At 54.8% G+C, this 19714-nt stretch carries 16 protein-coding genes and 1 rRNA gene; 12 read left to right on the top strand and 5 right to left on the bottom strand.

Features of this window, described 5'->3' with window-relative positions; translation table 11 throughout:
* The first annotated feature begins 4 nt into the window (after positions 1 to 4).
* Positions 5 to 120 (top strand): 5S ribosomal RNA (gene rrf / locus BGP77_RS01540).
* A gap of 332 nt (positions 121 to 452) precedes the next feature.
* Positions 453 to 866 (top strand): cytochrome c5 family protein, encoded by a 414-nt coding sequence (locus tag BGP77_RS01535; RefSeq protein ID WP_108162979.1) that lies wholly within the window; start codon positions 453 to 455, stop codon positions 864 to 866.
* Positions 867 to 913: 47 nt separating this feature from the next.
* Here the strand turns inward: BGP77_RS01535 and BGP77_RS01530 are convergent, their stop codons facing one another.
* Positions 914 to 1828 (bottom strand): diguanylate cyclase, encoded by a 915-nt coding sequence (locus BGP77_RS01530; RefSeq protein ID WP_108162978.1) that lies wholly within the window; start codon positions 1826 to 1828, stop codon positions 914 to 916.
* Positions 1829 to 2028: 200 nt separating this feature from the next.
* Here BGP77_RS01530 and BGP77_RS01525 point away from each other — a divergent pair, with 200 nt between their 5' ends.
* The 6 genes from BGP77_RS01525 (at position 2029) to BGP77_RS01500 (ending at position 10101) form a co-directional block, all read left to right on the top strand.
* Positions 2029 to 3024 (top strand): glutathione S-transferase family protein, encoded by a 996-nt coding sequence (locus BGP77_RS01525; protein WP_108162977.1) that lies wholly within the window; start codon positions 2029 to 2031, stop codon positions 3022 to 3024.
* Between the two features lie 86 nt (positions 3025 to 3110).
* Positions 3111 to 3935, top strand: a complete 825-nt coding sequence (gene lgt, locus BGP77_RS01520) for a prolipoprotein diacylglyceryl transferase (RefSeq protein ID WP_108162976.1) — start codon at positions 3111 to 3113, stop codon at positions 3933 to 3935.
* Positions 3932 to 4726, top strand: coding sequence for a thymidylate synthase (thyA, locus tag BGP77_RS01515; RefSeq protein WP_108162975.1), 795 nt, complete (start codon positions 3932 to 3934; stop codon positions 4724 to 4726). The genes lgt and thyA overlap by 4 nt, the downstream gene beginning before the upstream one ends.
* A gap of 29 nt (positions 4727 to 4755) precedes the next feature.
* The gene (locus tag BGP77_RS01510) at positions 4756 to 7161 is read left to right on the top strand and encodes a Lon protease family protein (protein ID WP_108162974.1); all 2406 of its coding nucleotides are present in this window, start codon (positions 4756 to 4758) and stop codon (positions 7159 to 7161) included.
* Between the two features lie 164 nt (positions 7162 to 7325).
* Positions 7326 to 9272, top strand: a complete 1947-nt coding sequence (gene acs / locus BGP77_RS01505; protein WP_108162973.1) for an acetate--CoA ligase — start codon at positions 7326 to 7328, stop codon at positions 9270 to 9272.
* Positions 9273 to 9444: 172 nt separating this feature from the next.
* On the top strand, positions 9445 to 10101 hold the full coding sequence (locus BGP77_RS01500) for a response regulator transcription factor (protein ID WP_108162972.1): 657 nt from the start codon (positions 9445 to 9447) through the stop codon (positions 10099 to 10101).
* A gap of 11 nt (positions 10102 to 10112) precedes the next feature.
* On the opposite strand, the gene BGP77_RS01495 is transcribed toward BGP77_RS01500, so the two are convergent.
* Positions 10113 to 13580: a PAS domain-containing hybrid sensor histidine kinase/response regulator gene (locus BGP77_RS01495; protein WP_108162971.1), complete on the bottom strand. Its 3468-nt coding sequence runs from the start codon at positions 13578 to 13580 to the stop codon at positions 10113 to 10115.
* Between the two features lie 262 nt (positions 13581 to 13842).
* Between BGP77_RS01495 and hemH the strand changes: the two genes are divergently transcribed.
* Together hemH and BGP77_RS01485 are read left to right on the top strand one after the other, a co-directional pair.
* Positions 13843 to 14853: a ferrochelatase gene (hemH, locus tag BGP77_RS01490; protein ID WP_108162970.1), complete on the top strand. Its 1011-nt coding sequence runs from the start codon at positions 13843 to 13845 to the stop codon at positions 14851 to 14853.
* A gap of 465 nt (positions 14854 to 15318) precedes the next feature.
* Positions 15319 to 15606, top strand: coding sequence for an HlyU family transcriptional regulator (locus tag BGP77_RS01485; protein WP_108162969.1), 288 nt, complete (start codon positions 15319 to 15321; stop codon positions 15604 to 15606).
* A 13-nt stretch (positions 15607 to 15619) separates the two neighbouring features.
* Here BGP77_RS01485 and BGP77_RS01480 read toward each other — a convergent pair whose 3' ends face one another.
* Complete coding sequence (locus BGP77_RS01480; protein ID WP_108162968.1) at positions 15620 to 16243, bottom strand: TetR/AcrR family transcriptional regulator; 624 nt, start codon at positions 16241 to 16243, stop codon at positions 15620 to 15622.
* Between the two features lie 149 nt (positions 16244 to 16392).
* Between BGP77_RS01480 and BGP77_RS01475 the strand changes: the two genes are divergently transcribed.
* Positions 16393 to 17466: an MBL fold metallo-hydrolase gene (locus BGP77_RS01475; protein WP_108162967.1), complete on the top strand. Its 1074-nt coding sequence runs from the start codon at positions 16393 to 16395 to the stop codon at positions 17464 to 17466.
* A gap of 31 nt (positions 17467 to 17497) precedes the next feature.
* On the opposite strand, the gene hslO is transcribed toward BGP77_RS01475, so the two are convergent.
* Together hslO and hslR are read right to left on the bottom strand one after the other, a co-directional pair.
* The gene (gene hslO, locus BGP77_RS01470) at positions 17498 to 18373 is read right to left on the bottom strand and encodes an Hsp33 family molecular chaperone HslO (protein ID WP_108162966.1); all 876 of its coding nucleotides are present in this window, start codon (positions 18371 to 18373) and stop codon (positions 17498 to 17500) included.
* Positions 18374 to 18393: 20 nt separating this feature from the next.
* Positions 18394 to 18789 carry a ribosome-associated heat shock protein Hsp15 gene (gene hslR, locus BGP77_RS01465; protein WP_108162965.1) on the bottom strand — a complete coding sequence of 132 codons (396 nt, stop codon included), beginning with the start codon at positions 18787 to 18789 and terminating at the stop codon, positions 18394 to 18396.
* Positions 18790 to 18899: 110 nt separating this feature from the next.
* Between hslR and BGP77_RS01460 the strand changes: the two genes are divergently transcribed.
* Positions 18900 to 19709, top strand: a complete 810-nt coding sequence (locus tag BGP77_RS01460) for a 3'(2'),5'-bisphosphate nucleotidase CysQ (RefSeq protein WP_158269235.1) — start codon at positions 18900 to 18902, stop codon at positions 19707 to 19709.
* Positions 19710 to 19714 lie beyond the last annotated feature (5 nt).

The following is a 19714-nucleotide window of genomic DNA, read 5'->3' as shown; positions in this document are numbered from 1 at the left end:
TTTGCTTGACGACCATAGAGCTGTGGAACCACCTGACTCCTTGCCGAACTCAGTCGTGAAACGCAGCCTCGCCGATGGTAGTGTGGGGCTTCCCCATGTGAGAGTAGGTCATCGTCAAGCTTTTAATACCGCCCCGGACCAGAGATGGTTCGGGGTTTTTTATTGTCTGCAACACAGGCACCACGATGACCTCCTCTACGAGTAGCGGAGTGCCGCCCAGCGGGATGCCGCCCAGCGGAACGCCGCCCGGGTCATCGTCTGCGAACCCCCGGTCAGAGATGGCTCGGGCGGTTCGACGACTCGACATTTTTGGACTCGAAGTTCACAGCCTTAACTCATTCACTGCCCTGCTCTACTGCGGTGCGCGATAGACCAATGTTCCGGTTTTTCAACGGCCCCGTTACTGGTTATACTTGCGCCACCTTCGAATACCTAAAGATGCAGGTCCGATAATGAAAAAACTGCTAGTGCTGATGACCTTCACATTGTTAGCTGGCTTGGCCTGGGGCGAGTCGTATGAAGACCAGGTGCGTGATCGTTTGACCCCTGCCGGTAATGTCTGCATTGAGGGGCAGCCCTGTGAAACGGCTAATGTTGCTGCGGCTTCCTCAGCGAATGAGGGTCCGATGAGTGGTGACCAAGTCTATTCTAATGTCTGCGCTGCCTGTCATGGCAGTGGCGTGCTCAACGCGCCGCGTTTGGGCAATGCTGGAGACTGGTCGGCACGTATCGATAAAGGCGTTGAAACGCTCTACGACCACGCCATTAACGGTTTTAATACCATGCCTGCGAAAGGTGGTAATGCTAGCCTGAGTGATGAAGAAGTTCAGGCCGCAGTGGATCATATGCTGGCATCCGTTCAATAAAGCGATGTTGAGCACTAAAAAGGCGGCTTAGGCCGCCTTTTTTGGTTTTAGGGGTAACCTTCCCAAATGACTCGGTCACGGCCTTCCGATTTAGCTTGATAGAGTGCCTTGTCGGCCCGGGCAAGCAGTTCGTCGGGGGCGACAGAGCCGGGCTTGCAACTGATGCCGCCAATGGACAATGTCAGACGGAAATCTGCTTCAAAACCAGACCAGCGATGCTCACCAACCGTTTTACGAATTCGTTCTGCGATTCGGTGCCCTTCCTGAGCCTGGGTATCGGGCAGAAATACAGCAAATTCTTCGCCACCGATCCGTGCTGCCTGATCATAGGGCCGTAGTAGGTCCGGAAGCAGATAACTGAATTCTTTTAACACCTGATCGCCACTGGCGTGGCCGAAGTTGTCGTTGATCGATTTAAAAAAATCTAAGTCGATCATCAACAAGCTGGAATCACCCGGTAAGCCGTCTTGTTGCGTCAGGGTGCGATGTAATTCTTCCAGAAAAAAACGTCGGTTATGCAGGCCGGTCAGGTCGTCGTGACTGACCAGTTCTTCAAGTTGCCGTTTGGTCTCGACCAATTGTAGTTCCAATCGCTTCTGGCGGGTGTTTTCCGTCGCCTGAAAAACTAAACAACCGGAAGGGTGGCGGTATTCCGAGCAGAGAAACCAGCGGCCATCACGTGTGTCCATTTCGAAGGTACGGTAGCGGTTGAATTGGCGTTTTTGACGAGCCGTCTCAAGCCAGCCTTCTATGTCGTCGGTATCGATCGCTAAGGTGCCGTCCCCATAGTAGCAATGACGCATGACGTCATACCAGGAACGGCCAAGCACGCCTTCGACAGGAAGATTAAACAACTGGGCACAGGCGGGATTGCAATAAATCAGTCGATCCTGAGGGTCGCAGATATTAATCCCCACCTGAGTCGCATCCAGCGTTTCGTTCAGGATTGTCTGAACATCCATTCTATGCAACGCAACTTCATCAGCTTTGCCGTAAGCATAGTTCAGCTTGCTCGTAACGTCCTTACGCAGCGCTTCAAATATTCTGAAGGCCAGCGTCAGGATGTTCTGCTGTGATTACAACGCATCGGAACTAACATAGCCTGAGGATAATGAATAAATCGATCAGTCAGTGCGTCTAAGGGTGCTGAAGCGAGGATAAGATGGGTCTTTTGGTTAACGGACAATGGCAAGATCGCTGGTACGACACCAGCAAGACAGGGGGCAAGTTTCAGCGCGAAGACGCCTATTTTCGTAACTGGGTGACGGTCGATGGCGAGCCAGGTCCATCCGGTCGCGGCGGGTTCATGGCCGAGTCCGGTCGTTACCACCTCTATGTTTCCATGGCCTGCCCCTGGGCGCATCGCGCGCTGATCTTTCGCAAACTGAAAGGGCTCGAGTCGCACATTGGTGTATCCGTTGTTCACCCGGATATGCTGGAGGACGGCTGGGTCTATGATGGTCCCGAATTGCCCAGCGCTACGCCAATCGGCGACGACCTCTACGGGCTCAAGCGTCATTACGAGCTGTATCTGCGAGCCAAAGAGGATTACACCGGCCGCGTTACCGTCCCGGTATTGTGGGACAAACAGCAACAAACCATTGCCAGTAACGAGAGTGCCGAAATCATCCGCATGTTCAACTCTGCCTTCGATGGTATTACCGGCAATACCTTGGATTATTACCCAGCATCACTGCGTGACATCATCGATGAAGTGAACGAACGCGTGTATCACACCGTTAATAATGGTGTTTACAAGGCCGGCTTTGCGACCACCCAGGATGCCTATGAAGCGGCTTTTAATGACCTGTTTGAAAGCCTGGATTGGTTGGAAGACAGACTGTCTCAACAGCGTTATTTGGCGGGCGATCAAATTACCGAAGCGGACTGGCGTTTATTTACCACTCTGGTTCGATTTGATGCGGTCTATATCGGCCACTTTAAGTGCAATCTGCGTCGTATTGCTGACTACCCGAACTTGCAAAACTACGTTCGCGATCTGTATCAGCAGCCAGGCATCGCTGAAACGGTCGATTTGGTTCACATCAAGCGGCACTACTACTACAGCCACGACACCATCAATCCGCATCGGGTTGTGCCAAAAGGGCCTCAGCTGAGCTTCGATGCGCCCCACGATCGGGATCGTTTCGGTCGTTGAATCGCTCGGCGAAACTGAGGACGGCAGTCATAGGAGCGCCATAGCGCCTCTGGTATGATGCCGTCTTCAGCATTGAGGACGCGCCGATGATTCACCCGCAATTTGATCCGGTTGCGCTGCATATCTGGGGACCAATCCAGGTGCAGTGGTATGGTTTGATGTATCTGCTTGGCTTTGTGGCCGGGCTGTACTTAGGCATATGGCGTGCCAAGCGCCAAAGCTGGCGTGGTTTTACACCGGAACAGGTCAGTGACCTGCTGTTCTATATTGTCCTCGGCATTGTGCTCGGTGGCCGTATTGGCTATGTCCTGTTCTACCATTTGGATCTGTTCTTCCAGAACCCGCTTTATCTAATCCGCATCTGGGACGGTGGCATGAGTTTCCATGGCGGGTTTATTGGCGTTGCTGTGGCCGTCATCCTCTTTGCCAAACGCCGTAACATGGCCATTTTCACGGTGGGCGATTTTGTCGCACCTCTGGTGCCACCAGGCTTGTTTTTCGGTCGTCTGGGTAACTTCATCAATGGCGAACTTTGGGGCCGGTCGACGGACGTTTCCTGGGGCATGATCTTTCCTCAGGTTGATGGCCTGACGCGCCATCCGTCTCAGCTCTATCAGATGGCCGGCGAAGGCCTGGTTTTATTTTTGGTGTTGTGGTGGTTCAGCCGCAAACCGCGTCCGCGTATGGCCGTATCGGGTTTCTTTATGATTGGCTACGGGGTACTGCGTATTGCAGCTGAATTCTTCCGCGAACCCGATGCTCATCTGGGCTTCCAGGCGTTAGGCTTTGTGACTCAAGGCATGCTGTTGTCCGTTCCTATGATTCTGATCGGCATTGGCATGTTGGTCTGGGCTTATCGTAAACCCGTTTATGAAACCGACGCAGCGGTACAAAAAGGCAAGAAGGCATGAAGCAATACCTGGATTTGATCCGTCACATCAAAGCGCACGGGGCGACGAAAGAAGACCGCACCGGCGTCGGCACAAACAGTGTGTTCGGTTACCAGATGCGCTTTGATCTGCAGCAAGGCTTTCCGTTGGTGACCACGAAAAAGCTGCACCTGCGCTCGATCATTCATGAGCTGCTGTGGTTCCTCAGCGGTGATACCAATATTCGCTATCTGAAGGAAAACGGTGTCCGAATCTGGGACGAATGGGCTGACGAGAATGGCGATTTGGGACCGGTTTACGGCCAGCAATGGCGCAGCTGGCGTACGCCGGATGGCGACACCATTGACCAGATCAGCCAAGTGTTGAATACGCTCAAGACCAACCCGGACAGTCGCCGCATGCTGGTGGTGGCTTATAATCCGGCCGATGTCGACCAGATGGCCCTGCCACCCTGCCACAGTTTGTTTCAATTCTATGTGGCCGATGGCCGGCTCAGTTGCCAGCTCTATCAGCGCTCTTGCGATGTTTTCCTTGGCTTACCGTTCAACATTGCCTCCTACGCATTGCTGACCCATATGATGGCGCAACAAGTGGGTCTGGACGTTGGTGATTTCGTCTGGAGTGGTGGCGATGTGCATATCTATTCGAACCACGCCGAACAAACCGATCTGCAACTGACCCGTGAACCATACCCGTTGCCACGCTTGTCGATTCACCGAAAACCGGCCAGTCTGTTTGACTATCGGTTCGAAGATTTCGAAATCCTCGACTATCAGGCCCACCCGCACATCAAGGGCGAGGTAGCCGTTTGACGTCGGGCACTGCCCGCTGAAGGACCTCCATGTCTCAGTACGACTCCGCTTCCTTGCGCCCTTTGGCGGCGCATCAACTCAAGGCTCAGGTCGACCTGAGTCATCTGAATATCGAAACCACAGCAGACCTCGAAGGAAACAGCGGTTTTCTGGGGCAGCCGCGCGCCAAGGAATCCCTGGAATTCGGCATCGCCATGCGCGGGACCGGTTACAACCTCTATGTGATGGGTGAATCGGGCACCGGACGGCAATCGCTGGTCTCGAACTACGTTAAGGATTTGGCCGAAAGCCAGGCGGCCCCCTCCGAGTGGGCCTATATCAACAACTTCGAAACCCCGCGCGAGCCAATGACGTTGGAGCTGCCTGCGGCTCGTGGCGAAGACTTGTCGAAAGCAATCAACAGCTTCATCGAAGACCTGATGGACACCTTCCCGGCGGCGTTTGAAAACCCAACGTATCAGCGCAAGCGCACCGCCCTCGATCGTGGTTTTAATCAAAAGTACGACGCCGCCATGGCAACGGTCGAACGTTTCGCCAACCAGCAGGACGTGGCCGTAGTTTCCGATTCGAACAGCGTCATGCTGCTGCCGGTCATTGATGGCAAAGCCTTGGATGAAACCGAGTTTGCCCAATTGCCGGAAGACCTGCGCACTGAGTTCCAAAAGCGCATTGGTGAAATTGAAGAATACCTCAACGAGCAGCTGCTTGAGCTGCCGACCTGGCGCCGTAATACCTCGGAACAGTTGCGTCAGCTGAACACTGAAACGGTGCAGCAAGCCATTAAACCCATGCTCAAAGAGCTGGAAGTAAAATACCAAAGCCAGCTCAGTGTTTTGCGATATTTGCGCGCCATTAAAACGCACTTACCACCATTAATTCTCGAGCTTTATGCCGATGAATTAGGCTTGGAAGCGCGCAGTGATCAGGAGCGTAAACAGGCGCTGCAGGCGTATCTGAAACCGAACCTGTTAACACAGCGTGAAATGAACGCCGGTGTGCCGGTTGTTTATGAAATGCTGCCGACTTATCAGAACCTTTTTGGTCGCATTGAGTACGCGACTCAACAAGGTATGCCGGTCACCAATTTCCAATTAATTCGCCCAGGCAGTTTGCTCAAAGCCAATGGCGGTTATTTGATATTGGATGCTGAAAAATTATTGATTGAACCCTTTGCTTGGGACGCATTGAAGCTGGCTCTGAAAACGCGCGAACTGAAAATGGAGTCGCCCTTTATCGACGCCAGCTTGATGCACTCGGTGACGCTCAGTCCGCAGAGCATTCCGTTGAACGTGAAAATTATTCTGCTTGGTTCGCGCGATATTTATTATCAGCTGCAAGAGTGGGATCCGGAATTTAATGAACTGTTTCGGGTACCTGTCGATTTCGATAATTTTATTCCGCGCAATCAAGAAACTGTCGATAACCTCATTCTGCGCATTAAAGCCTATGGTGAAGACAAAGGTTTGAGGCCATTAACGCGCAGCGCTCTGGAACGATTAATTGAGTACAGTTTGCGCGAAGCCGAACACCAGGGTCGGTTGTCAGCTCAGGTGATCAAAGTCTTTAAAGTTTTCGCTGAAGCTGATTTTTTGTGTCGTCACGATGAAGCCAAAGTGATTGATTACGAGCACGTTGAGCGAGCACTCACTGCTGCAGAATATCGCAATGGTCGTATTGCCGATCAGATGCTGACGGAGATTCAGGAAGGAACCGTTCTGATTGATACCACCGGTGAGCGAGTGGGGTGCGTTAACGGTCTGACCGTGATGGAAATTGGTGAAAGCCGTTTTGGTTCTCCGGCACGCATCACCGCGACGGTCCATGTTGGCGCGAAAGGCGTGGTCGATATTGAGCGTGAAGTTGAGCTTGGTCAGGCCATTCACTCTAAAGGTGTGATGATTCTCGGCGGCTTTTTAGGGCACGATTTCGGCCGGCGTTTTCCGTTGACACTGTCCGCTCACATCGCCATGGAACAAAGTTATGGTCATGTTGACGGTGACAGCGCAACCGTTGCGGAATATTGCGCGCTCTTGTCATCCATTGCACAAGCGCCCGTGCAACAATGTTTGGCTATTACCGGTTCGATGAATCAGTTGGGTGAAGTGCAAGCGGTCGGTGGCATTAACGAAAAGATCGAAGGCTTTTTCAAACTCTGTGAGCAGCGTGGTTTGACCGGTCAGGAAGGCGTTATTATTCCGGTGGATAACCTTAAGCATCTGATGTTGCGTAAAGCGGTGATTGACGCCGTCGAGGCCGGTCAGTTCCGTATTTTGGCCGTGCGTCACGTATATCAGGCATTGGAGATGTTAACGGGTCAAACACCCGGGCAAATGGACAGCAGCGGCCTGTTCCCGAAAGACACGGTGAATGGTCGTGCCCAGGCCGCACTTAAACAGCTGTTTGAGAATTATCAGGAGACCGAAGAAGATGGCTGAGCGCTGGTATCGCTGAGTAAAAATGCAGCGGTGGCTTAGGCCGATGGCCCGGCGATTGACCGGGCTTTAAATGCGGATCGACTAATGTCTCATTGTGAGTCGACAACGCAGCACAACAATGTAGTCCCTAAGACTGAACTTAGAACAAAAACAGGGGAAACAAAATGGAAAGCAAAGTCTATCCGGTGCCCAGTGCAGCCCGCGATCGGGCACTGATCAAAAGCGACGATTACCAGCGCCTCTATCAGCAGTCAGTCGATGACAACGAAGGCTTCTGGCGTGAACAGGGGCAACGGCTGGACTGGTTCAAACCCTACACTCAGGTTAAAGACGTCAGCTTCGACAAAAACGACCTGCACATCAAATGGTTCCACGATGGCACGCTGAACGTTGCTTACAACTGCATCGATCGCCATTTGGAAACTCGCGGTAACCAGCCGGCCATTATTTTCGAGCCGGACGAGCCGACCGATGAAAAACAAACCATCAGCTATCGCGAATTACACGGTCACGTCTGCCGCCTGGCGAATGCGCTGAAAGACCTGGGCGTGAAGAAAGGCGACCGGGTGACCATCTACATGCCCATGGTGCCGGAAGCGGCCTACGCCATGCTGGCTTGCGCCCGTATCGGCGCGATTCACTCTGTGGTTTTTGGCGGGTTCTCTCCGGATGCCCTGGCCGGCCGTATTGAAGACTGTACCTCCAATGTGGTGATTACGGCCGACGAAGGCTTGCGCGGCGCCAAGAAGGTCCCACTCAAGGTCAATGTCGATAAAGCATTGGAACAAGCCGGTACCGACTGTGTTGATAAGGTGCTGGTGGTCCGTCGTACCGGCGGCAAGGTTGATTGGAAGGACGGTCGTGACGTCTGGTATCACGATGCCGTCGCTCAGGCATCGGACGATTGCCCGGCTGAAGAAATGAAGGCGGAAGACCCGTTGTTTATCCTCTACACCTCGGGTTCCACCGGTAAACCGAAAGGCGTATTGCACACCACAGGCGGTTATCTGGTCTATGCCTCGATCACGCATCAATACGTGTTCGATTACAAAGACGGCGACGTTTACTGGTGCGCAGCCGATGTCGGCTGGGTCACCGGTCACTCCTACATTCTGTACGGACCTTTGGCCAATGGAGCCCAGACACTGATGTTTGAAGGGGTGCCGACCTATCCATCGGTCAAGCGTATTGGCCAGGTGATTGAAAAGCACAAGGTCAATGTCCTCTACACAGCGCCAACCGCCATTCGTGCGTTGATGGCTAAAGGCGATGAAGCTTACAAAGGCGTTGATCTGTCGTCACTGCGCCTGCTCGGCTCGGTGGGTGAGCCGATCAACCCGGAAGCCTGGGAGTGGTATCACCAGAACTTCGGTAACGCCAAGCTGCCCATCGTCGATACTTGGTGGCAGACCGAGACCGGCGGCATTTTGATCAGCCCGCTACCGGGTGCGACGGATCTGAAGCCCGGCTCAGCGACGCGTCCCTTCTTTGGTGTGAAGCCGGCATTGCTGGATAACGCTGGCCGTACGCTGGAAGGGGCCGTTCAAGGCAACCTGGTCATTACCGATTCCTGGCCAGGCCAGATGCGCACCGTTTACGGCGATCATGAACGTTTTATCCAGACCTACTTCAGCACTTACGAAGGCGTCTACACCACCGGGGATGGCGCTCGGCGCGATGAAGATGGTTACTACTGGATTACCGGTCGCGTTGACGATGTTCTGAACGTCTCCGGTCACCGTCTTGGTACGGCCGAGATTGAAAGTGCGCTGGTAGCGCACCCGGCGGTCTCTGAGGCTGCGGTGGTCGGTTATCCGCATGACGTCAAAGGTCAGGGCATATACGTCTATGTCAGTCCCATGGCCGGTATTGCACCGACGGATGAACTGACCAAAGAGCTGGTGCAGTGGGTGCGTAAGGAAATTGGCCCCATCGCCTCGCCCGATTTGATTCAGTGGGCCGATGGCTTACCCAAAACCCGCTCGGGTAAAATCATGCGCCGTATTCTGCGGAAGATCGCGGCCAATGAGCACGATGCTCTGGGTGATACCTCGACCTTGGCCGATCCGTCGGTGGTTGATGATTTGATTGAGCATCGTCTGAATCAGTAAATAACCATCTGTCGGGCATTGCCCGCCTCTCGAAGCCCGGTCTGACCGGGCTTTTTTATGTGTCACGGTTCACACTTGGTAAAAAAAGCGTCAAACTGCGACCGAACGAAAACAATAATACAGAACGGTCACCGTTAAGCTTCGCTCACCGTTCTGCGCCAGGAAACCCTTGATGTCTTACCAGTTACTTATTGCTGATGATCATCCGCTGTTCCGTGATGCACTGACCATGGCGTTACAGACCGGAGAACTGGCTGACAGCCGAATCGACCTGGCTTCGACGCTTGATGAAACCCGCCAGAGGCTCAGTGCCGGCGACGAATACGATCTGCTGCTGCTCGATTTGCGCATGCCCGGCAGTGAAGGTTTTTTCGGTCTGGTACAGATTCGCAAAGAATTCCCTGATGTGCCGCTGGTGGTGATTTCCGGCAGTGACGATCCGGCGATTATCGCCCGAACCCGGGCGCTGGGTGCGCTGGGGTTTATTGCCAAGTCGACCTCGACCCGTGATATTCAGGCCGCTGTGACTCAGGTGCTGGCGGGCGACGAAGTGTGGCCAGATGGTTTGCCCGATCGTGAAGACGACGCCGAGATGGCCGATATTGCTCAGCGCATTCAAGACCTGACTGACCAACAGTTGCGCGTTTTGCAGCAATTGCAGCGAGGTCGTCTGAACAAACAGATCGCCTATGATCTGAGCATTTCAGAAGCCACCGTCAAAGCGCATGTCACGGCCATATTCCGCAAGTTGGGCGTGCTCAATCGCACCCAGGCCGTGATATTGGCCAACCGCCTGGCGATGGAATCCGATCCTTCCTTACAGAACTAGCACCGGGCTGTTTAGCCGACGCGGGCGCGTAACAAGGCCCGCAACGCCGCCGGTTTGACCGGTTTGCGCAAGAAACCCAACCCCAACGCTTCCGCCTGGCCCCGCAGTTGCTCATCAGGATGGGCGGTGATCAGGATGCCAGGAATTTTCTCGCCCCACTGATCGAGCAAGCGCGGATAGAGACTCAGGCCGGTGTCGGCTTCGCCCAGGTGGTAATCGAGCAAGACCAAGTCCGGTGGGGGTGATTGCAGCGCCTGTTCACAGCGGTTGGCGAAATCTGTCTGGCAGCCCCAACGTTGCAGCAGTGTAACCAGCGCATCCACATTCTGGGGTTCGTTGTCGATGACCAGGACTCGGAATCCAAAATCGCCTTGCTCGCGCGCCAGTGTGGGCAACATAGGTACCACCCGATCGAGCTGGCCGCGAGGCAGGCTGACTTCAAAACACGAGCCAAAGCCTGGGCGAGAACGCACCGTTACCGGATGGTTCAGTAATTGACTGAGTCGAGCCACAACGCCCAGCCCCAGACCGACGCCTTGGGCTTCCTGACTGTGTTGATCGAGGCGGGTGAAATCCTGAAAGATGCGTTTGAGGTCTTGATCATCGATGCCCAGGCCGGTGTCCCACACCTGGATAACGACGCGGTCGCCGCGTAAGCGAGCGCCGAGCAGAACACCGCCGGAACGGGTGTATTTAATGGCATTGGACACCATATTCTGCAGAATCCTGCGCAGCGAATTGGGGACGGACATCACCGTCAGGTGACTCGCTCGTACGCGCAGAATGAGGTTTTTCTCTTCGGCGACGGGCGTGAATTCGTTACGAATGCTTTCGAACAGAGTGGCTAAGCTCAGCGGCTCCGGTTGGACCGGTTCGTCGTTACCATCCAGGCGGGCAATTTCCAGCAGCGTCGACATCAGTTCTTCTGTGGTGCGCAACGATTGGTCGAGCTTCAGCAAGGTGCTTTCGCCTGGCCATTGCTCACTCAATGACGCCGCATAGAGGCGCGCTGCGTTTAACGGTTGCAGAATGTCGTGGCTGGCCAACGCCAGAAAGCGAGTTTTACTGGCGTTGGCGCGTTCCGCGTCGCTCTTGGCGGCCAGCAGTGCCGATTCGGCACGTTCGCGTTCTTTGATTTCCTCACGCAATGCCTCGGTGCGTTCGGTGACGCGCAGTTCCAGCGTATTCTTGGCGTCTTCCAGTTCATCCTGCGCGCGAACGAATTCGGTAATGTCGTTGAAGGTGGTAACAAAGCCGCCGCCGGGCAGTGGGTTGCCGCGCATCTCGATCACGGAGCCGTCGGTGCGTACCCGGATAAACCGATGCGAGGAGCCTTGCTTGAGGTGGTCCAGGCGCCGGCGCACGTGTTCGTCGGGCGAACCCGGGCCGCATTCGCCACGCTCGGCGTTGTAACGCACCAGACTGGCAACCGGAACACCCACCCGGATCATGCCTTTGGGGTAGGAATACATTTCCAGGTATTTGCGGTTCCAGGCGACCAGGCACATATCACGATCAATCACCGAAACGCCGTGATCGATGTTTTCCAGTGTGGCCGACAGCACCTTTTGGTTGAACTGGATGGCCTGAGTGGTTTCATCGAAGAAGGTGACGACATCTTCAAAATTCAAATGCCGACCCGACAAGGCAGAATGCATCAGTGCGCGGGCTGAACTGGCGCCTATGACACCGGAAAGCGTGCGTTCGACGTAACGAATAAAATCCGGGGTCGGCGGTTCCTGATCGTGCAATTGCAGGTGGTTGACGCGTTCGAAGTCTTCCACCAGTTCGCGGCTGCGGCCGACCCCGGCAAAACGCTCCAGCATTGAAACCAGGTCGGCTACGCGAATGGTGCTCTTTTTGGGCAATTGACCGGGCTGATGCAGATGCTCGTCCATTTTCACATAAGCGGTGGCCTGCATGCGGTCGTTGAGACTGGGGTAAGTGCGTCGTGATACCCAGACATAGAGCGTGATGTTGGCGATCAGGCTGAAGAAAACGCCGTGGCTTAACGAATCGGAAAACTCAAATCCAAACATGGCTTCCGGGCGCAGCCAGCTCAGACCAAACAGTCCGTCGGTGAGCAGTGCTTCCGGGAGCATGGTCGAGCGCACCAGTGTGGGTACCATGAGCGTCCAGGCCCAGATCAGTGTGCCGACGGTCATGCCTGCGTAAGCGCCCCAGGCATTGCCTTTGGTCCAGTACAGGCCACCGAGCAACGCCGGCATCAGTTGTACGACCAGTGAAAAAGCCAGCAAACCGATGGTTGAGAGTTCATCAATGCCGCCAAAGGAATGGTGATACAGCCAGGCGGCAAGAATCACCGCGACGATGGCGCCACGGCGCAGCAGAATCAGCATCGGTCCAACCTGGGCGTGAGGTTCGGCCAGGCGGCGATGCATAACCAGCGGCAGCACCACGTCATTGCTGAGCATGGTGGACAGCGTGAGGGTGGTGATCACGATCATCGCGGTCGATGCCGAGAAACCCCCAATAAACATCAGTGCTGATAACCAGTTCTGTTGGCTGGCCTGTGGAATCAACAGCACGTAGGTATCGGCATTCACACTGCCGACGGGAAACAGCGATAGCCCAGCGGTGGTGATCGGCAGAATCACCAGGCTGATCAGTATCAGGTAGCCGGTAAATATCCATCGCGCGACCTTAACGTGGTCTCTGTCGGTATTTTCGACCACGGTCACATGAAACTGTCGCGGCAAAACCAGAATGGCACTGGCGGCGAGAATTACCTGCGTCAGAAAGTTCAGTGACATGCCGTGCCATTCAAAACGGCCCAGTTGCTGATACACCTGGGAAAATTCACTGGGCCCGGTGAAGAACACAAAAATGACAAAGACCGCCAGGCTGATCAGAGCGGCCAGTTTGACGATCGACTCAAAGGCAATGGCGAACATCATGCCCCGATGGTGTTCAGAGACATTGACCTGACGGGTGCCAAAGAGTGTGGCGAAACCGATCATGGCCATGGCCACCACCAGGGCGGTATCGGTAATGCCGTTTTGAACCATCAAGGCAGGGTCAACCAGTACTTCCAGACTGGTCGACACCGCCTTCAATTGCAGTGCGATATACGGCACACCGGCCAGCGTGCAGATGCCGGTGACCAGCAAGGCAATGCCATTGCGTTTGCCGTACCGGGAAGCGAGGAAATCGGCGATGGAGGTGGTGTTCTGGCGTTTGCCGATTTTCACAATCTTGTGCAGCAAAGAACCGCCAAACACGAACACCAGAATGGGGCCGAGGTAGATGGGCAGAAAATCCCAGCCGCTGCTGGCCGCGCGGCCAACACCGCCATAATAGGTCCAGCTGGTACAGTAAACAGCCAGAGACAGCGCATAGATGGTCGCGTTGACCCAGTTTGGCCAGCGACGTTCCTTTTGCCGATCACCAAAGAGCGCCAAGCCAAACAGCAGCGTCACATAGGCGATGGCCAGCATAAAGATGGACCAGGGGTTCATCACGATTGCAGCCTTGTCTTTGTTATTATGGCGCCGCTCGCGCCGGCAGTGATCCTGGACGGCGGCTTGAACGAATAGTACCAGAAAGCCTCAGCGGCGCCGCATCGCCTTGATAGGGCCGATCAATTTTAGGTCGGTGGTGTTCTGGCGTATAACGATCAAAAATACAACGCTCGTTATCGCCGATCATCCGTGAAAGCGGCGTGAAATTTTCTGTGCGTCATCGGTGTTTATGATGATCGCCATGTTCTGGATGCAGTGAATGAAAGACGCAGCGCAACACCCTCCCGTCTCCTATGGTCGTCTAGGCGTTTTGTTGGTCAACCTCGGCACACCCGATGCTACCGACTACTGGAGCGTGCGGCGTTACCTGAAAGAGTTTTTGTCCGATCGCCGGGTGATCGAACTGCATCCACTGCTGTGGTGGCCGGTGCTGAATGGTCCGATACTCACCTTCCGTCCGCGTAAATCGGCCGAGGCTTATCGCAAGATCTGGCTCGAAGAGAGCAATGAATCGCCGCTGCGTTACTACACGCGGCGTCAGGCGGAGCGGTTGCAGCAACGCTTTGACGATGTGGTCGTTGACTGGGCCATGCGTTATGGCAACCCATCCATTTCTGAGCGTCTGGATGCCTTAACCGACGCAGGCTGTGATCGGCTCTTAATTGTACCGCTCTATCCGCAATATTCCGCGACCACCACGGCTTCGGTGACTGATGCTGTCTTCGATGCGCTGAAAGCCAAACGTTGGCAGCCGACATTGCGGGTAGCGCATCCCTGGTACGATCACCCGGCCCACGTTCAGGCGCTGACCCAACGCATACGCAGTCAGTTGGCAACGCTGGAGCAGGAACCGGATGTCTTGTTGTTTTCCTTCCATGGGTTGCCGCAAAAATACTTTGATCTGGGCGATCCTTATTACTGCCATTGCCAGAAAACAGCGCGTCTGGTGCGTGAAGCTTTGGGCTGGCCGGAAGAGCGTGTACGAGTCACATTTCAAAGCCGATTAGGGCCAACCGACTGGCTTAAGCCCTATACCGCCGAGGTGCTTGAGCAGTTACCGGGTGACGGCGTTAAGCGCATTGCTGTGGTGATGCCGGCGTTTGTGTCGGATTGCATTGAAACACTGGAGGAGATTGGCATCGAAGGCCGTAAAACATTTCTCGAGGCCGGTGGCGAAGCCTGTGAGGTCTTGCCTTGTTTAAACGACAGCGATGACAGCATTGAGATGCTTGAAACGATTGTTACACAGGAATTGTCCGGCTGGCGTTGAAGCAACCGAGGCATAACGCTGAGGGGATGCAAATGAGAGAGGGTCGTGCGGACGTTAAGCGGGCCCTCTTATTGTTTTTGGAAGGCCTTAAATAAAAACAGCGCCCTTATTCTTGTTTTTGGATGGGCGCTTATCGTTCTTATCTCACCCCTTTATTGTTGTTATTGAGGGGTGTCTTTATCGTTGTGCGTTGTATAGAGCAGGTGCTGTGCCAGGTTTTAAAAAACCAATAAAAACAATAAGTTACGATCTTTCGATTAATAATCGATCAATTTCATTCTCGTTTACGGCTTCTTGACGTGTGAATCGGTAACACTTCACGGACGTCGGTAACATCAGCAGCGTGGTGTGTTCGAGTTTTGTAATCGATTTCAAAGCCCGTGATCTACGAAGGCGTATTTTTGACACCATCTGACGGCAAAGGCGTTACAATCCCGACCGATTTCTCGTAGGAAGGGTCAATCGATGTTCAAACGCATTAAAGATTGGTTAAGCAGTTCCGCTTCAACCGGTGGTCAGCAGGTTCAGGGCGAGGCGGTCGAATACAAAGGCTATCGCATTACACCAACGCCGCTGGTGGAAGGCGGTCAGTTCCGGGTCAGTGGCATCATTGAGTCGTTGACCGATGCGGACAAACGCCACACCTTTATCCGATCCGATTTGGTGGCGGGTCAGGATGAAGCCTGTGATTTTACCGTGGTAAAAGCTCGGTTGATGATCGATCAGTTAGGCGATTCACTGTTTGATCGCTGAGTGATCCGGTTGCTTAGCGGTCATCCTTTAACCCATAGTGATCAAGAAAGAGCGCTACGCTGCTCTGAGCAATGCGAGCTTGTTCCGCGGCGGTTGGAATGGGCGCGTGCTCAATCATCTGGGGCCAGAATGCCCGTCCTTTGATCAGGCTGAAAAATTGTGTGGTGGCGGTTTCGGCGTCGTCTGTATTCAGGCGTCCTGCTGCTACCGCCTGATCCATCCAGCGCCGTGCACCGCTCTCCTCCTGCTTTACCCAATCACGAGCCTGGGTCGCTAACTCCTGTGACCGGGCAAATTCGGCCAGTACCACAGCCGTTAGCCTCAGGTAGTGGGGCGATTCCAACAAGGCCAGCTCGCGTTCGGCAATGTTCAGTAATTGGTCGGCGATGGCGACGTCTGCCTGAAACGGCACATCGGTCGCCGTCTGAGCCTGATGCCAGATTTGGCGAGTAATGCTCTCAAACAGGCTTTCTTTGCTGGCAAAGTGGTTATAGACGGTGCGCTTGGAGACTTCAGCCCGGCTGGCCACTCGGTCCATGTTGGCACCCTGAAATCCAAACTCCATAAATTCTTCGGCTGCAGCGTCAAGGATGGCCTGGTGTTTTCGCTCGCTAAGGCGTTTTTTGGTCACAGTCATAACAGGCAGTCGGTCTGGGTAAGAAGTCACTATATTACACTGAGCGGTTTACTCTGTGCATCCGAAAAGTAAACTGGCGCGTATAGTTTATGGTTGTCGGGTGATTGCCTGGCATTTCCCTTGATTGATGATGCAACTGAGATTCGCCAATGAAACGCTGGATATGGCTGATGGCCATCGTGGTGATACTTCTGTTGGGAGGCTTTATGGCACGAGAACTCACAGCACCGCAACCAACCGCAGATACCGCCGATGGTCGCTACGCCAACATCGACCCGATGCGACCCAATGCATCCGGTTTTCGCATGTTCAGGCGCTTCCTGTTTGAAAAGGATGACCGCTCTCAACCCGAGGCCGGGGTCGTGCCGGTGGAGCCTATGTCGGCAGCCGCGTTATTGAAGGATGCCGAGGATCAGCTCTACCGACTGGGGCACTCATCATTGTTGCTGCGCCTGGACGGCGATCTGTGGTTGACCGATCCGGTGTTGTCCAAGCGAGCGTCACCGGTGCAGTGGGCCGGCCCGAAACGGTTTCACGAATTGCCCATGAACCCAGCCGACTTGCCGCCCATCAAAGGTGTGCTGATTTCACATAACCACTACGATCATCTCGACAAAGCCAGTATTCGCCAACTGAAAGACAAAGTGTCGCAATTTTTGGTGCCCGAAGGCGTGGCGACCACCTTGGTGAGTTGGGGGGTTGCGCCGGAGAAGATTCAGGAGTTTCGCTGGTGGCAAGAAACCACCGTTGGCAATGTGCGTTTTACCTCAACGCCAGCGCAGCATTTTTCCGGGCGTGGGCTGTTTGATCGCAACATGACGTTGTGGATGTCGTGGGTGATTGAAACGCCAACACAGCGAATTTTCTTCAGCGGTGACAGCGGCTACTTCTCAGGATTTAAAACCATCGGTGCGGCTTTCGGTCCGTTTGATCTGGCTTTAATGGAAACCGGCGCCTATGACCAAGCCTGGCCGGGTGTGCACATGACGCCTGAAGAAACCTGGCAGGCCTATCGTGATCTGGGTGCGCGCCGCCTGTTTCCTATCCACAACAGTACCTTTGATTTGGCCTTGCACGCCTGGTTTGATCCGCTGGAGCGCCTGGCAACAATTGCCGAAAGCAACGGCCAGCAACTGCTGACACCGCGCATTGGTGAAGCGATGCCGCTGGCCAATGTTGGTGATATTCAAACCGACGCCTGGTGGCGGGCGCTGATTAATTGATGGTCAGGACCGTCTGAACTGAGCGCTGGGCTCAGTTCAGATTCTGGCGATACTCTGCAAAGAGCGTGGTGATGTCGTCTCGGTCAAAGCGGTATTGCTGGTGGCAGAATTGGCAGTCACTGTGTAAGACGCCTTCTTCTTCTACCACGTTGAGTGCTTCTTCCTCACCCAGCGTCAGAATGGCATTGGCGCAGCGTTCGCGACTGCAGGTGCATTCAAAGCGCAATTCATGAGATTCAAACAGACGCAGTTGCTCTTCGTGGAACAACCGGTGCAGCAAGGTCTGGTTGTCGAGTTGCAGTAACTCGTCGTTGGTCAGGGTGTCGGCCAAATGCGTAACCCGATCCCAGGCGTCGGTGTCTGGGTTTTCGAGGCTGCCTTCACTGGCTGATTCCGGCATGGCCTGAATCAACACGCCGCCAGCACGCTGGCCGTCGGCCGCCAACCAAAGCCGGGTACGAATCTGTTCGGATTGGCGGAAATAATCTTCCACGGCGCGACTGAGTGACTGGTCTTCGTCATCGATCGGCACGATACCTTGATAACGCTTGCCTTGGTCCGGTTCGATGGTGATCGCCATCTGGCCTTGTCCCAACAGCGGCGCCTGGGCGCTGAAGTCGTCGGTGTACTGAGCGATGGCGCGCACCGCTTCGTGGTTACGGCATTCAGCCATCAACATGCGCACCTGACCGGCACCGCGCACCTGAAGGCTCAGTCGACCCTCGAATTTCAGTGTGTCGCTGAGCAATGCCACCGCTGCCATAAATTCACCCAACAGGCGTTGTACCGGTTCGGGGTAGTTGTGCTTGTCCAGCACGTCCAGGTAGCTCTGGTTTAAGCCGGTGATTTCGCCGCGAATCTGCGATTGATCGAAAAGAAAACGTTGCGTTTGGTCTGGGCTGCTCATGAAACTCGGGTCATCCGCGGTCAGGTATTAAGAGTGTCTTTAAGGCGACGAATATCACGTCGCTGTTTTTTGCTCGGTCGTTGGTCCGGTGCCAGCCGGTGCGCCTGTTCGGCTTTGCGCTGGGCAGTGCGTTGCTCGCGTTGCTCTACCGAGTCGGCCGTTTCGTTGTAGAGCAGCCGGGCTTCGGGTGCGCCACGGCGTTTGTCGCTGATGGCTTCGATCACCACCGTCATCTCATCCCAGCCTAGACGTAACCGAACCGTTGCGCCGGTTTCTATGGTGCGACTGGGTTTGGCTCGAGCACCGTTGTAATGCACTTTGCCGCCTTCAATGGCTTCTTTGGCGAGGTTGCGCGTTTTGTAAAAACGGGCGGCCCAAAGCCATTTGTCGAGCCGCACCGGCGTGCTGTCGTTCATGCCGATTCCGCTGTTGATGCATGAAGCGCCCAAGATGCGGGCCCCGATCGCCTTCTGCAAGGGGTGGCGTGTTAAACTCAGGGTTCACTCTGACCGCAAGTTGTCCTCTTATGTCGCTCGATCCTCAATTTGGCCCAGATCGCATCGCGTCGCTGTACCGGCTGATGCAAAGCGCCGGGGATCGTATTCTGGCGGTCTATGGCGATGCCAGTCGTTGGCAGACCGACCATAAAGCCGATGATTCGCCGGTGACGGCCGCCGACATCGCCGCCAGTGAAACGCTGGTGGCGGGCTTACCTAAGCTGATAGACCGGCCGGTATTGTCCGAAGAAGCGGTGGTTGCCTGGGAAGAACGACGCCATTGGCAGCAGTATTGGCTGGTCGATCCGATGGATGGCACGCGGGAATTTCTGCATCGCAGCGGCGAGTTTGTCATCAACGTCGCTTTTATGGACGACAACCAGCCGGTGTTTGGCATGCTCTACCAGCCAGTGACAGGATTGGCCTGGTGGGGCGGATTAGAAGTTGCACCTCAGATAGGTCATCCCGATGAGTGTCAGCCATTGCGGGCCGGTCGTTCGGGGGAGGCGGTGCGGGTGCTCGGCAGTCGTCGTACCGACTGGCGAGGACAGTGGCGGCCACGATTGGAAGCGGCGGGGTATCAGGTGGAAACTCAGTCGTTGGGATCGGCGTTGAAATTTATGCATCTGGCCGAGGGTCTGGCTGACTTATATCCGCGCCTGGGACCGACCAGTGAATGGGATACCGCAGCGCCACAAGCCATTTTGGAAGCAGCGGGTGGCGCCTTGGTGCAGTGGGATGGCTCGGCGTTGGAGTATGGCAAAGCCAATACGCTCAACCCCGAGTTTGTCGCCGTGTCCGATCCTGATTTATTGCCGACGTTGCTTAACCCAAAGTAACGGGT

The organism is Saccharospirillum sp. MSK14-1, from assembly GCF_003054965.1.
Classification (GTDB): Bacteria; Pseudomonadota; Gammaproteobacteria; order Pseudomonadales; family Natronospirillaceae; genus Saccharospirillum.
This window is presented reverse-complemented; position numbering and strand designations above follow the sequence as displayed.